The organism is Burkholderia sp. RF4-BP95, assembly GCF_001521985.1.
GTDB lineage: Bacteria > Pseudomonadota > Gammaproteobacteria > Burkholderiales > Burkholderiaceae > Burkholderia > Burkholderia diffusa.
Window position 1 is genome coordinate 1 of record NZ_LOSX01000026.1, and the last position, 14,111, is coordinate 14,111.

A 14,111-nucleotide genomic window follows, 5' to 3' on the forward strand; every position below is an offset into this window, starting at 1 on the left:
CGCGCCCAGAAGCCTTCGTAATCCTGCTCGGCTTCGGCGGCCAGCGCGCGGTAGGCCGGCATGCCGGAAATGGTCGCGCGCTCGCGCGTGTCGGCCGTCGGTTCGAAGATTCGGCGCTCCTGCAGGATCGATACGAGGGCAGTCAAGATGGTCTCCATGGAAAGCGTTGGGTGTCGCATGACCGTTGAAACGCAACTTGCATGCCAATTGCGCGGGTCTTCGGCCGGAAAGGCGTGTATGCACGTTGGCGCGCGGTTCTCGATAATTGATCTGCATTGCAGAGCAATGAAAGATGGAACGAGCGGCGCTCTTGTCAGCGTGAACGTTGCGTCGAAATGCAGCAGAGGGTGTTGCAGGCGTCAACACGACGCACGACGCACGACGCGCGACGCGCGCCGTGGGACTGAGGCCGCGCTATGCGATGAACGACCGCAGCACGCCGAGCGCGTCGGACGCACGAAGGCGCGTGAGAGCCGAAGCCTCGATCTGCCGCACGCGTTCGGCGGACAGGTTCATCTGCCGGCCAATGTCGCGGAGCGAACAGCCTTCGTCCGCGTGCAGCCCGTAGCGCAGCCGAAGCACCATCGCCTCGCGCGGCGGCAGCCGGTCGATCGCGGCAGCGACCGTGTTGCGCAACTGGGTGGCGCCGGCGGCGTCCTCCGGCGACGGCGACGACAGATCCGGCGCGACGTCGGCGAACGTCATGTCGCCTTCCGGCGAAACCGGCAGGTCCGCCGACACCGGTTCCTTCACGATCGCAAGCAGGTCGCGCACCTTGTCGACCGGCTCGCCCATGTGGACGGCCAATTCGGCAGGCGTCGCGGCCGTGCCCGCGCGTTGCCGATGCTCACGTGCGAGCCGCGTCAGCTTGTTCAGCGCGTCGACCGTATGCGTCGGCACGCGGATCGTGCGGCCGAGGTCGGCGAGCGCATGCGTGATCGCCTGCCGGATCCACCAGGTCGCGTAGGTCGAGAAGCGGAAGCCGCGCCGGTAGTCGTAGCGCTCGATGGCCTTCAACAGGCCGATGTTGCCTTCCTGGATCAGGTCCGCGAACGGCAGCCCGCGATCGGGATAGCGCTTCGCGATCGACACGACGAGCCGCAGGTTCGCGTCGAACAAGCCAGCTTTCGCCGGCTGCATCGCGCGTTCGATCGCGCCGAGCAGGGCGTCGAGCGACGCGGTCGCGCCGGGCGGCAGTTCCGACGACGGGGCATCGCGCACGATCGCGACGCGTGCGTCGACGAATTCCGCCGCGCGTCGCGTCAGCGTCGCCGCGCAGGCCGGGTGCGCGGCAATGCACGACGCGAGCCAGCCGGCGTGATCGTCGTAGTCCGTCTGCGCGAACGAGGGCGGGACGCCCACGTCGGCCAACAATCGCGCCAGCCGGCCGCGCAGCGCGCGGTGCCGGCGCGCGCGGCTGCGTAACGGTTCGCTCATTCGTTCGAGTGTGCGAGCGGACAGACACAGCGTGCCGAGCAGCGCGGCGGCGTCGCGTACGTGCATGCGATACGCGGCAGACGCGGTGCCACCCGAGGCCAGCGCGGCACGAATGCCGTCCGCGAATGCGTCGATGCGGGCGAGCCGTGCCAGTACCGCGTCGCGCCAGGCCGAATCCTCCAATGGCGCGTCGTCGTCGCGCCCGGGCTCGCCGGCGGCGGCAGGCGAGGCGCCTGCATCGGCGTCAATGGACCGTCGGGCGTCGCGGGTGGCGTCGGCGAGGAAGATCACATAGGTCGATGCGGCGGCTCGGCATTCGGCGATCTCGGTACGAATCGACACGAGCGCATCGAGCGCATCGGGATCGCCGCACAGCACCGCGACCGACGCCGCGCGACCACGCTCGATGCGCTGCGCGTATGCGAATTCCTCGTCGCGCGTGAGGAGCGGCGTCGTGCCCATCTCGCGCAGGTACAGCCGGACCGGATCGGTCGTGCGCGGCGCGAGCAGGTCGGCGGCGGCGAGCGTGCCGGCGCCGTCGACCCATGCGCGCGCGGGCGGCGCCAGCCGGAAGTAGCGGTCGAGCGTCCAGCCGCTCGCGGCATCGGCGCTGTCCGACACCGCGATGCCGAGTTCAGCGAGCACGGCGGCGGCCGCATCGATGCTGCTCTCGCTCGCATCGTCGTCGGGTAGCGCGTCGATGATGTCGCCGCGCGTGACGAAGCCGCGCGACAGGCCGGTCGCGATCAGCGCGTGCAGATGCGCGACCGCGTGCGGCGGCGCGCCGTCGTCGCTGCCAGCCGCCGGCGCCGGTGCGTGTCGCGCCGGCAGCCCGTCGCGCGACGCGTCACGCGCGCTTCGCATACACGTTGCACCAGCCGTCCGCCGCGACCAGCTTGCCGGCGAACATCGGACACGTGCCGGCGGTGTCCGCCGCTTCGCCCTTGTAGAAGCGGCAATTTGCACAGCGCTGGCCGGCCTGGTATTTCGGGAACTGCGCGGCGTCGACGCTGGACGCATGCGCGCGATAGCCGAGCGTCTTCGCGGCGGGGTCGTTCTCGTCGACGAGGGGCGGCGCCGCGCATGCGGAGCGTGCGGCGGCGAGCGTCGCGCACAGGCCGATGGCATTGATGATGAAGGTTCTGCGGGAGGTCGGGTACGTCACGGTCGTTTCCTGTTGAAGATGAAATCGTGGGGAAGGGCGCGGCCCGCATCGCGTGTCGAAGCCGCCTGCCCGGCGTTACTGGCTCGCGTCCTTGTGCGCGGCGGGCCCGGCGACGAGCGGCGCGGTCGACGCGTGAGCGGTATCGGCCGTCAGCTTGTTCTTGCTGGCGGCATAGCCGTTCGACGCGAGCAGGAAGGCCATCAGGTCCGCGTATTCGTCGTCCTTCAGCTTGCCCGGCTGGTCTGCCGGCATGTTGGTCGCCATGTAGCCGAACACGCCGCCGATCGTCAGGTGCGAATGCGACAGCGGCGCGAACGACGGGCCGCTCAACGCGGGCGCGGTGTTGCCTTCGAGATCGGCGCCGTGGCATTTGGCGCACGCATTGCCGTAGATTTCCTTGCCGTGGGCGACCTGGGCCGCGTCGAAGGACGGCGCGGCGTCACCGGTGCTCGCGCCGACGCGGATGAAGCCGCCTCCGGCCGGCACGTTCCGCGCGCGCAGCAGGCTACCGGGCACGCGGCCTGCGCTCGCCGTCGCGCCGTCGAGGAAACGCGACGGCATGCGCGACTCGTGCGCCTCGAGCGCGCTGCCGGGCAGCGTCCACTTGCGGGTCAGCGCGGCGAGCCGGCCGTTGTTCTTCATTTGCGTGAGTGCCGCATCGATACGTTGCTGCAATTCGGCCGCGCGCGGCGCGAACGCAAACGTGAGCTGCCATTCCGCATACGGCGACGACGTCGCGCCGATGCGGAACGCCTGTTTCGGATGCGCAGCCTGATACGCGATGACTGCCGGATACCAGACGATCGCGCGATGCGCGCGGCCGCGCGCGACCGCGTCGACCGTTTGCTCGGACGTGTTCTCGAGATCGAAGCGCGCGTTCTTCTGCTGAACCGCGATCAATTGCGCGGGGCTCGCGTAGGTCGCCGCGACGATTTCGCGGCCGGCGGCCGGCGCGCCGGCATCGCGGCGCGTGACGCTTACGTAGCCCGAGCGCAGGTAGCCCTGCGAGAACAGCAGTTTCGTATCGGATGCGTCGGCGATGGCCGAGCGCGGAAAACCGGCGAGCACGTCGCAGTCGTGTTCGAGGATGCCGGCGAGCTCATGCGCGGACACGCCGTCGTCGTCGTTGCCGCCCGCGTCATGCCCGGAGAAGCTTGCGGCGATGCCGGCCGTGCGGAACACGTCGCGGGCGACGGCCTTGTCGAGCGCGGCCGTCGGCGTGCCCGGCAGCGAGCAGACGCGCACCGCCGTCGCGGCCGTGGAGAGCGCCGGTGTCAGCGCCGTGCCTGCCGCGAGCGCACAGGCCACGGCGAGGCGGGAAAGTCGGATGTTCATGATCGTACGCTCGGTTGAACAGGAGAAAGGGAGGGGCGCCCGCGCCGGCGGCGCGGGCGCAATACGGTTGGCCGGATGTCGATCAGCCGCGGTCGAGGGCGAACACGTACAGCGTGCCGCCGCGCGGCACGTCGTCCGCCGCCTTGGCCATCGGGCCGCCCCAGATCGGATTCGCGCCGCCGTAGCCGGCGAGTACCGCTACGTACTCCTTGCCGTCGACTTCAAAGACGGACGGCTGCGCGATGATCCCGCTCGCGAGCTTCGGGCTCTCCCACAGCACCTTGCCGGTGGCGACGTCGAACGCATACAGGTGGCCGTCGAGCGAGCCGCTGAACGCGAGGCCGCTCGCGGTCGTCGCGACGCCGCCGTTCCACGGCAGCTTGCTCCAGTGGCTCCATACCTTCTTGCCGGTGTTCACGTCGATCGCCTGGAGTTCGCCGTAGCCTTCGCTGCCCGGCTCGGGCTTGATCTCGAAGCCTTCGCCGAGATACGGCAGCCCTTCCATGTAGTTGACCGACTTGCCCGACAAGCTCATGCACGCATGCAGCGCCGGCACGATCGCGAGATGGCGCACGGGGTCGTACGACACCGACCACCAGTTCTTGCCGCCGAGGAAGCTCGGGCACGTGTCGATCGTCGTGCCGACCTTCGGATACTTCGCGGGATCCTGGATCGGCGCGCCGTCTTCCGTGTAGCCGGTCACCGACGTCGCCTTCACGAACGGCTCCGCATAGATCAGCTTGCCGGTGTCGCGATCGATCGCATGGAAGTAGCCGTTGCGGTCCGCGTGGATGATCGCGTCGTGCTCCTTGCCTTTGTACTTGATCGTCGCGAGCACGGGTGTGTTGACGCCGTCATAGTCCCAGGTGTCGTGCTTCGTGTACTGGTAGTGCCATTTGAGGTCGCCGTTCTTCGGATCCAGCGCGAGCAGCGAATCGGAGTACAGGTTGTCGCCCGGGCGCAGGTCGGCAAGCCACGGCCCCGGGTTGCCGACGCCCCAGTACAGCGTGCGCGTCGCCGCGTCGTAGGTGCCGGTCAGCCAGGCCGGTGCGCCGCCGTGCGCCTGCATGCCGTCGGGCCAGGTGTCAGCGTGCTTCTCGCCCTGGCCAGGAATGGTGAAGCGTTTCCACAGCAGCGTGCCGTCGTTCGGGCTGAGCGCCGCGATGAAGCCGCGTGCGCCGTATTCGCCGCCCGAGCTGCCGACGACGATCGCGCCGTCGAGCGCGAGCGGCGCGAGCGAGAACGCATAGCCGAGCCCCGGCTCGAACATCTGCTTCTTCCACACGAGCGCGCCGGTCTGTGCATCCAGCGCGGCCACCTCGCCGCTCAGCATCGCGACGTAGACGTTCTTGCCGTACAGCGCGACGCCGCGGTTCACGACGTCGCAGCAGGCCGTCTTGAATGATTCGGCGCCGAGTTTCGGTTCGTATTTCCACAATTGCGCGCCGGTGGCTGCGTCGAACGCGTACACGTTGTCCTTCGGCGTGGTCACGAACAGGTAGCGGCCGTTGACGATCGGCGTGGCTTCGAAGCCCTGCTTCAGCTCGGCCGGAAACTTGTAGCTCCACGCTTGCGTGAGCTGCTTCACGTTCGACGCGTCGATCTGCTTGAGCGGCGAATGCGCCTGGCCGTTGTACGTGCGGTAGTAGGTGAGCCAGCCCGGATCGCGTTGCGCATCCGTGAGCCGCTGGTACGTGACGGCCGGATAATCCGCGGCAGCGTCCACCAGGCCGGGATTCAGGGCGATCGCGGCCGCTGCCGCGATTCCGATCGTTGCCAGTCGGCTCGTCGAAGCCGAGAGTTTTTTCATGGTTGTCTCCAGAGTCATTGTGGTCGCACCGCGGCCAACACATGGCCGGGCCGGCAGGGTGGGGATCCGGGTCCAGTGCGCAGCCAATCACGCAAATCGCATGCCATTGAGGCGCGCGCCCTGTCGCGCAAGGCCGAGCGGCCGATCGTGCGCGCCGCGACGACGTGCGCGGCGTGGCGCGGATGATCCGCGTGTGTTGCGTTCGGGGACAGCCGCGGGTCGAGTGTTGCGAAACATGACAGTGCGGTGCGCGGCCGCAGGCGTCGCCTCGTTGATCCAAATTGACACAGGCGCAACAGGGGTGGCACGAACTGCAACAGGTGCTCGGTTGCGTATCGATGCGTGGCGGCTTCGATTGGTGGCCAGCCAGGTGTTGCGCAGATCGGCATGCTTCTTGCCGTTCGACACGGGAATGATTCCGCGCAACGAGAGACCGCCATGCATGTCCCGATTTCGTCCGATGCTGCTCGCAGGTGCGAGCGCCGCCGCATGGTCGCGCTCGCATACGGCGTCGCGACCGCCGGCCCGTCCGCGGCGACGATCGAGATGCCGCAGGCCGCGCGCGCACGCGAACCGTTGCGAGCCGTCGCGATAACGGTATTCGCGGTTCATGCGGCGATCATGGTCGCCCTGTGGCACGCATGGGTATCCGATGGACGCCCGACGCTGCCGCGCGCACTCGCCGTCGAGGTGGACGCGAGCGAATTCGCGCGGGTGGCAGAGCCGGGTGTGCATGGTCGGGTGGATGCCGCGACGCAGGTTCCTCCCGAGGCTATGCCGTCGCATTCGAGACGAGAAACAGCCATGCATCGAGAGGCTCGGCCGAGTGTGGCCGCAACGCGTCAGGCCGATCATGCAGGTCCTTCGCACAAGCCAGCCGCCGCCACCGCGGCGGCGCAGCCGGACAGTGAACGTGGGCGAACCGTGCCGGCGCAGGAATCGGCTCAGCCTGCCGCTGAAAATGCAGCGGCGGATACCGCGACGGTTGTCGCGCAGGCGATGCCGGGCGCGCAGTCGTCTACCAAACCCAAACCAGAACCCGTCACCGCACCGCGCTTCGCGGCGGCCTACCTGCGCAATCCCGCGCCCGACTATCCGGACGTCGCGCAGCGGCGCGGCTGGGAAGGCACCACGTTCCTGAACGTGCATGTGCTCGCGACCGGCCGGCCCGATCAGGTGCTGCTGTCGGCGAGCAGCGGACACGACGCGCTCGACGACGCGGCCGTCGCGGCGGTCATGGACTGGCGTTTCGTGCCGGCGAAGCGCGGCACGGAATCGATCGACGGCTGGGTCAGGGTGCCGGTTGTGTTCAAACTCGGAAACTAAGGAATCCGTCATGTCAGATTACAGCCACTATGCGGTCGTCGGCGCGTTTGCACTTCTCGCGGTGCTGTCGGCGCTCACCTGGACGCTGATCGTCGTCAAGGCGACGCTGTATGCGCGCGTCGCGCTCGCCAACCGCCGTTTTGCCGCGCGCCACGGTGATCGCCCGGCGCTGTCGATGCCGACGGACGACGATGCGGCCGCCAGCCTGAACGCGCGTCTGCAAGGTGCCGTGTGCATCGCATTGCGCGATCTCGACGCGCCCGAGCCGCACGTACCTGCCGCGCTGGTCGCATGGGATCGCCGCGATCTGCTCGAACGCACGCTCGCGCGCGAGATCCGGCGCGCGCAGCGGTCGCTCGAGCGCGGGCTTACCGTGCTCGCGTCGATCGCGAACGTCGCGCCGTTCGTCGGGCTGTTCGGCACCGTGTTCGGCATCGTCCATACGTTGCAGTCGATGACGGCGTCGGCCACGAACGGCATCGATGCGATCGCGGGGCCGATTGGGCAGGCGCTGGTCGCGACCGGCATCGGCATCGGCGTCGCGATTCCGGCCGTGCTGGCGTACAACCTGTTCCTGCGGCGGCTCAAGACCGTAACGGCCGGGCTCGACGAGTTCGGGCAGGACCTGATCGCGCTGGCCGAGCAGCGGCGGTTCAGGATCGACGCGCCGGTACATGCCGCGCTCCCGGCAGCGAGCAATGCAAGCGCCGTGCGTCGGGCGGCCGTATGAGGACGGATAACCGCGAAGCCGACGCGGGCGAACCGCTCGGCGAGATCAACGTGACGCCGCTCGTCGACGTCGTCCTCGTGTTGCTGGTGATCTTCATGGTCGCCGCGCCGCTGATGACGCATGCGATCCGCATCGACCTGCCGAAGGCGGCCGCCCCGGCGCGCGACATGCGTGCATCGACCGTCACCGTGACCGTCGACGCGCACGGCGCGGTCCGTATCGACGGCGCGCAGGTCAAGGCAGCCGAGGTCGAAGCCGTGCTGGCACGCCGCGTCGCGCGCGACCCGCGGACGAGCGTCAGCCTGCACGCGGACCGCAACGAGTCGTTCGGCACCGTGGCCGGTGTCATCGCGTCGATCGGGCGCGCGCGTGTCGCGCATGTGGCGATCGCGACGTCGGACGGCGATGCCGGTACGGCACGGTGAGGTGATCGACGTCAGCCGAGTCGCCACCGACATATCGGTACGGACAACGATATAACGACGATCAGACAAGAAAAGAGGAGACGTGGAGATGAAGGAAACGGATGGGGCGAAGCGCCGCTTCGTCGCCCGGCGCGCGGGCGTCACGCTGTGCTTCGGCGGCATGCTTGGCGGCTGGCTGACGTCGGCGTCGGCGCAGGTCGAACCGGCCGGCAACGTCGATGCACCGACGCTCGCGCCGATCGTCGTCGTCGGCACGACGCCGCTGCTCGGGATCGGCACGCCGCTGTCGCGCGTGCCGGCCAACGTCCAGACGATTCGCGGCGAGGACATCACGCGTCAGCACGGCGGCGTACTGACCGACTACTTCGAGAAGAACGTGTCGAGCGTCGACATCAACGAGGCGCAGGGCAATCCGTACCAGACGGACGTGAACTACCGCGGCTTCACGGCATCGCCGGTCGTCGGCACACCGCAGGGGCTGTCGGTGTTCGTCGACGGCGTGCGCGTGAACGAGCCATTCGGCGACGTCGTGAACTGGGATCTCATCCCGCAGGCGGCGACCGACACGATGCAGTTGATTCCCGGCTCGAACCCGACCTACGGGCTCAACACGCTCGGCGGCGCGCTCGCGATCACGACGAAGAACGGCAAGACGAGCCCGGGCGGTGCCGCACAGGTGTCGGTCGGCTCGTGGGGCCGCAAGACCGCGCAGCTCGAGCAGGGCGGGCGCATCGGCGGCAACCTCGATTACTACGTGACGGGCAACGTTGCGAACGACAACGGCTGGGCCGATCACAATGCGAGCCGCGTGCGGCAGGGATTCGGCAAGCTGCGCTACACCGACGCCGATACGACGCTGTCGATCTCGGCCGGCGGCGCGGACAATGCGCTGCAAGGCTCGCAGACGATTCCGCGCTCGTTTCTCGACAATCGCGCGCAGGCCTACACCTATCCAGACCTGAATCGCAACAGCGCCGCGTACGTCACCGTGTCGGGCGACCATTCTTTCGGCGATCACGTGCAGCTCAGCGGCAACGTCTATTACCGGCATTACCGCAACACCAACACCAGCAGCAACGTGAACGACGATTTCGGCAGCGTCGACGGCAGCGGCGCCACCGACGCCGTGCAGGCGACCAACGACCGCGCGGTGATCACGACCGACAGCTACGGCGCGAACCTGCAGCTGACGCTGCTCGGCAAGCTCGCGGGCCTGGACAACCAGTTCGTCGTGGGCGCGTCCGCCGATCTCGCTAACTCGGGCTTCGAGCAGTCGTCGCAGGATGCGATGTTCACGGATACGCGTGCGACGGTCGGCATCGGCGACTTCACCCGGAAGACGCGCGCGAAGACGCGCAACGCCAGCTACGGCGTCTACTTCGACGACACGCTGGCGCTGACGCGGCAATGGTCGTTGACACTGGCCGGCCGCTACAACTGGTCGCGCGCGGCGATCGAGGACGCGAGCGGCCTGCAGCCGTTGCTCACCGCGCGTCATACGTTCTCGCGGTTCAATCCGGCCGTTGGCGTGACGTGGAATCCGGTGCCCGGCTTCACCGCATATGCGACGTACAACGAAGGAATGCGCTCGCCGACCGCGATCGAGCTCGCATGCGCCGATCCGGCCGCGCCGTGTTCCTTGCCGAACGACTTTCTCGCCGACCCGGCGCTGAAGCCGGTGATCGCGAAGACGATCGAGTTGGGCGCGCGCGGCCGAAGCGGTGGGGCGACGACGTGGAGCGCGGCCGTCTACAGCACGACGCTCGACGACGACATCCAGTTCGTCAGCAGCAACGGGGGCGCGAGCACGCTCGGCTATTTCCAGAACGTCGGCAAGACGCGCCGGCAAGGCTTCGAGCTGGCGGGCCATACGCGGCTGGGGCCGGTCGGCATCGGTGTCAGCTACAGCTATGTCGACGCCACCTACCGCTCGACGTGGATCGAAAGCAGCGCGAGCAATTCGAGCGCCAATGCGCAAGGCAACATCGTCGTTCGCTCCGGCGACCGCATTCCCGGGATTCCGTCGAGCACCGTGAAGCTGAGGCTCGACTATGCGGCGACGCCGAAGTGGAATGTCGGCACCAACATCACGTATCGCAGCGGGGTGTTCGCGCGCGGCGACGAGAACAACCAGGACGTGAATGGGAAGGTGCCCGGCTATGTCCTGATCGACCTCGACACGACGTGGCAGGTGACGAAGCACCTGCAGCTGTTCGCGTCGATCACCAACCTGCTCGACAAGCGCTACGCGAGCTTCGGGATGCTCGGCCGAAATTTCTTCAACGGTCCGAATCATTCGTTCGACGGGCTCAACCCCGTCAACGAGCAGTTCGTCGGTCCGGGCGCGCCGCGCGGCGCGTGGGTGGGCGCGCGCTATGCGTGGGACTGAACGGCCGGCTCGGCGTGTTGCGGTGCGTCCGCTGCCGTGACGTCGAGCATCTGGCGGACCGCGCGAGCGACGCTACGCGCAAGGGCGTCGTCGCTCATGAGATGCCCGGCCGGCACGCGCTCGACGATGGCCGCCGGCACCGCGCGCGCGAGCCGATCGACGTTGTCGACCGGGCACACGCGGTCGTGCGTGCCGTGCACGGCATGCAGTGGCACACCGGCTTGCGCGGCCCGCCGCGCCAGCGCCAGCAACCGGCGCTCGCCGAGCCAGCAGTCGCGTTGCAGGTAGTGCGCCTGGATCCGGTATTTGTCGATCAGCCGGTCGATGGCGGGTTGCGTCGGCCGCGCGCCGCGCGCCGGCCGCCCGGTCAGGACCGCATCCTCATACGCGTTCCATGCGAGCGCGACCGCACGCTGCCGCGCCGCGCCGGCGCCCGGCTGGAGACGCCGCGCGCAGCAGGCGATCAGGCGATCGGCGCGCGCGGTGCCGGCGGCGGCCGTCAGGCGCTGCCAGGCCCGTGGCGCGCGTGCGCGCGTGCCGACGAACAGGCTGCGCACTTCGCGCGACGACGTCAGAAACAACCCGCGCAGCACGACGCCCGTCACGTGCGACGGATGCCGTCCCGCGTAGGCGAGCGCGAGCGCCGCGCCCCACGAACCGCCGACGACGCACCAGCGCGCGATGCCGAGCCGTGCACGCAGCGCGTCGAGATCGCCGATCAGACGCATCGTGTTGTTGTGACGCAGGCCGCCGCGCGGCGTCGATGCGCCCGCGCCGCGCTGGTCAACCAGCACGACGCGCATGCGTGCCAGGTTGAACAGGCCGAGCACCGCCGGTCGGCTCCCGCTGCCCGGGCCGCCGTGCAGCACGACGACCGGATCGCCGTGCGGGTTGCCGAATTCGGTCCACGCGATCCGGCATGCGTCGCGGGACAGGGCAGGTCGGGGCAGTCGCTGCGTCATGTCGTGTCGGAGAGAGGGTGACGGGTCCGGGAGAACCCGACAACAGGCCGGGGCTTGACTCACGTCAAAGCCAGAATCGCGCCAGCGACCACGATCGGGATCGATCGGGTAGCGGCGACGGGCGGAATCGCGATATTGCGTCCCGGCGCGTCGCGTACGCCTGCACCGCATGCAATCGACGTTGCTTTCATTTTGATTTCGATTTGCGTCGAGCGATGATGCGCGGCGCCCGACGCAAGCGCTGCCGACAGCGTGGCCCGAAGTTTGCTTGATCCAGCACAAAGTCCGGCACCGACCGGAAGGATCCCCGGAGGAGACAATGCGCGATGACGTTCATCCGACGGCCAACGCACGGGCCACGCATGCGCCCGGCTGGCCGACGCCGACGATCCAGAAGTCCCATGAGCGGTCCGAGACGTTCGGCCTGCAGGCGTCTACACGTCCCGACTACGACCTGCTGTCCGGCGCCGCGCTGGCGCTCAAGCGCGAGCAGAACCGCGTGCTGTGCGTGCATGCGATGCCCGTGATGGAGACGCTGCACGAGCAGATCGTCAATACGCAGAGCATGATCGTGCTGACCGATGCGGAAGGGCTGATCCTGCATTCGATCGGCGACGGCGACTTTTTACGGCGCGCGGAACGGGTCGCGCTGCGCCCCGGCGCGAACTGGGCGGAGAGCCGGCAGGGCACCAACGCGATCGGCACCGCGCTCGCGGAGCTGTGCCCGATGGTCGTGCACGGCGACCAGCACTTCCTGGCCGCGAACCATTTCCTGACCTGCTCGAGCGTGCCGATCCTCGACCCGTACGGCGACGCGATCGGCGTGCTCGACGTGACGGGCGATCATCGCAGCTATCACCAGCATACGATGGCTCTGGCGAAGATGTCGGTGCAGATGATCGAGAATCACCTGTTCACGACGACGTTCCAGGAAACGCTGCAGGTGTCGTTTCACGGCCGCCCCGAATTCCTCGGAACGTTGATGGAAGGGATCGTCGCGTTCACCGCGGACGGCCGCTTCCTGTCGGCGAATCGCAGCGCGCAGTTCCAGCTCGGGATGCCGCTCGCCGCGCTGCGCGCACATACGCTCGCGTCGCTGTTCGACGTGACGAGCGCGCAGCTGATCGACCGGATGCGCGCGAGCACCGAGCAGCACGTGTCGTTGAACCTCGGCAACGGCGCGGTGGTCTGCGCGCGCGTGCAGTTCCGGCGCGCGTTGCGGGCCGAGGGCAGCCGGCCCGCCGAAGTGCACGACGGCGCCGCGTCGGCCGCGCGGCCGCCTGCCGCGCAGGGCGCGGCGAGCCTGTCGCGGCTCAGCTATCTCGACACCGGCGATCCGCAGGTGGCGGCGGTGATCGCGAAGGTCCGCAAGGTCATCGGCAAGGACATTCCGGTGCTGATCACCGGCGAGACGGGCACTGGCAAGGAGTTGCTCGCGCAGGCGATCCACAACGACTCGCCCCGCCGCGACGGGCCGTTCGTCGCGGTCAACTGCGCGTCGATACCGGAGACGCTGATCGAATCCGAGCTGTTCGGCTACGAGGAGGGCGCGTTTACCGGCGCGCGCCGCAAGGGCGCGACCGGCAAGCTGCTGCAGGCCAACGGCGGCACGCTGTTTCTCGACGAAATCGGCGACATGCCGTATCCGCTGCAGGTGCGGCTGCTGCGCGTGCTGCAGGAGCGCGTCGTCAACCCGCTCGGCTCGACGAAGGCGATCGGCGTCGACATCGCGATCATCTGCGCGACGCACCGCGACCTGCGCGACATGATCGCGCAGAACCGCTTTCGCGAAGACCTGTACTACCGGCTCAACGGCCTCGTCGTGCGCCTGCCGCCGCTGCGCGACCGCACGGACCTCGCGGTGGTCGTCCAGAAGATGCTGCAACGGGAGACGTTGTCGGGGCCCGGGCGCCGGCCGTTGAGCGTCGCGCCCGACGTGATGGCGCTGTTCGAGCGCTGCGCGTGGCCGGGCAACTTCCGGCAGCTCGCGAACCTGCTGCGCACGGCGGCCGCGATGGTCGACGACGACTGCGAGATTCGCTGCGAGCATTTGCCGGACGATTTCTTCGACGACGTGCGGTGCGACGGCGCCACGGCGGCGCAGGAGACCTGTGCGCCCGCGCCGCTCGCATCGGAAGCGCCGGCGTTCGCGACCGCGGCCTGCGATGCGCGGCTGCAGGACGTGGCCGCCTCCGCGATCGCGGCCGCGCTTGCGCGTCACGGCGGCAACGTGTCGGCCGCCGCACGCGCGCTCGGCGTGTCGCGCAACACGATCTACCGCAAGATGCCGGCCGCCTGCCCGGATGCACTGGAGCGGGATGAACCGTGACGCAAGCCGCGACTGTCACACCGGTGTGTCAGGTTGCAACACCCGGTGTTCAAGGATTCAACACTTGCTCAACCGGCCGTGCGTCACATGAATCGTCGCCAGACGGTTTCTGAAATATTACCGTTGGCAAATCGTAAGAATGACGGTGCCGTGACCACCCGGCGGCTGCCGCATGCTTTCGCACGCCGCCGCGCGACGCAAGT

The 14,111-nt window shown here is 68.6% G+C and carries 11 protein-coding genes; 5 read left to right on the forward strand and 6 right to left on the reverse strand.

Going from position 1 to position 14,111, the window contains the following annotated elements; genetic code table 11:
• Positions 1-414 precede the first annotated feature (414 nt).
• The 5 genes from WS46_RS10230 to WS46_RS35215 form a co-directional block, all read right to left on the reverse strand.
• The gene (locus WS46_RS10230) at positions 415-2,301 is read right to left on the reverse strand and encodes a sigma-70 family RNA polymerase sigma factor (protein ID WP_082725296.1); all 1,887 of its coding nucleotides are present in this window, start codon (positions 2,299-2,301) and stop codon (positions 415-417) included.
• Positions 2,285-2,602 carry a high-potential iron-sulfur protein gene (locus WS46_RS10235; protein ID WP_059690427.1) on the reverse strand — a complete coding sequence of 106 codons (318 nt, stop codon included), beginning with the start codon at positions 2,600-2,602 and terminating at the stop codon, positions 2,285-2,287. The genes WS46_RS10230 and WS46_RS10235 overlap by 17 nt, the downstream gene beginning before the upstream one ends.
• Positions 2,603-2,677: 75 nt before the next feature.
• Complete coding sequence (locus WS46_RS10240) at positions 2,678-3,937, reverse strand: c-type cytochrome (RefSeq protein WP_059690428.1); 1,260 nt, start codon at positions 3,935-3,937, stop codon at positions 2,678-2,680.
• 82 nt (positions 3,938-4,019) lie between these two features.
• Positions 4,020-5,747: a methanol/ethanol family PQQ-dependent dehydrogenase gene (locus tag WS46_RS10245; RefSeq protein ID WP_059690429.1), complete on the reverse strand. Its 1,728-nt coding sequence runs from the start codon at positions 5,745-5,747 to the stop codon at positions 4,020-4,022.
• Between the two features lie 87 nt (positions 5,748-5,834).
• Entirely contained in the window at positions 5,835-6,191 is a 357-nt protein-coding gene (locus tag WS46_RS35215; protein WP_156443113.1) for a hypothetical protein, read from the reverse strand.
• Positions 6,192-6,236: 45 nt separating this feature from the next.
• On the opposite strand from WS46_RS35215, the gene WS46_RS36410 reads away from it, so the two are divergent.
• The 4 genes from WS46_RS36410 to WS46_RS10265 all read left to right on the forward strand — a co-directional run bounded on the left by WS46_RS36410 (position 6,237) and on the right by WS46_RS10265 (position 10,617).
• A complete protein-coding gene (locus tag WS46_RS36410; RefSeq protein WP_059690430.1) occupies positions 6,237-7,073 on the forward strand; it encodes an energy transducer TonB in 837 nt (278 codons plus the stop codon).
• A 10-nt stretch (positions 7,074-7,083) separates the two neighbouring features.
• Positions 7,084-7,803, forward strand: coding sequence for a MotA/TolQ/ExbB proton channel family protein (locus WS46_RS10255; RefSeq protein ID WP_059690431.1), 720 nt, complete (start codon positions 7,084-7,086; stop codon positions 7,801-7,803).
• Positions 7,800-8,228 carry a biopolymer transporter ExbD gene (locus WS46_RS10260; RefSeq protein ID WP_059690432.1) on the forward strand — a complete coding sequence of 143 codons (429 nt, stop codon included), beginning with the start codon at positions 7,800-7,802 and terminating at the stop codon, positions 8,226-8,228. The genes WS46_RS10255 and WS46_RS10260 overlap by 4 nt, the downstream gene beginning before the upstream one ends.
• Before the next feature lie 88 nt (positions 8,229-8,316).
• Positions 8,317-10,617, forward strand: a complete 2,301-nt coding sequence (locus WS46_RS10265; RefSeq protein WP_059690433.1) for a TonB-dependent receptor — start codon at positions 8,317-8,319, stop codon at positions 10,615-10,617.
• Here WS46_RS10265 and WS46_RS10270 read toward each other — a convergent pair.
• Positions 10,602-11,579, reverse strand: coding sequence for an alpha/beta fold hydrolase (locus WS46_RS10270; RefSeq protein ID WP_059690434.1), 978 nt, complete (start codon positions 11,577-11,579; stop codon positions 10,602-10,604). The genes WS46_RS10265 and WS46_RS10270 overlap by 16 nt on opposite strands.
• Positions 11,580-11,898: 319 nt before the next feature.
• On the opposite strand from WS46_RS10270, the gene WS46_RS10275 reads away from it, so the two are divergent.
• Complete coding sequence (locus WS46_RS10275) at positions 11,899-13,908, forward strand: sigma-54-dependent Fis family transcriptional regulator (RefSeq protein WP_059690435.1); 2,010 nt, start codon at positions 11,899-11,901, stop codon at positions 13,906-13,908.
• Positions 13,909-14,111: the final 203 nt, after the last annotated feature.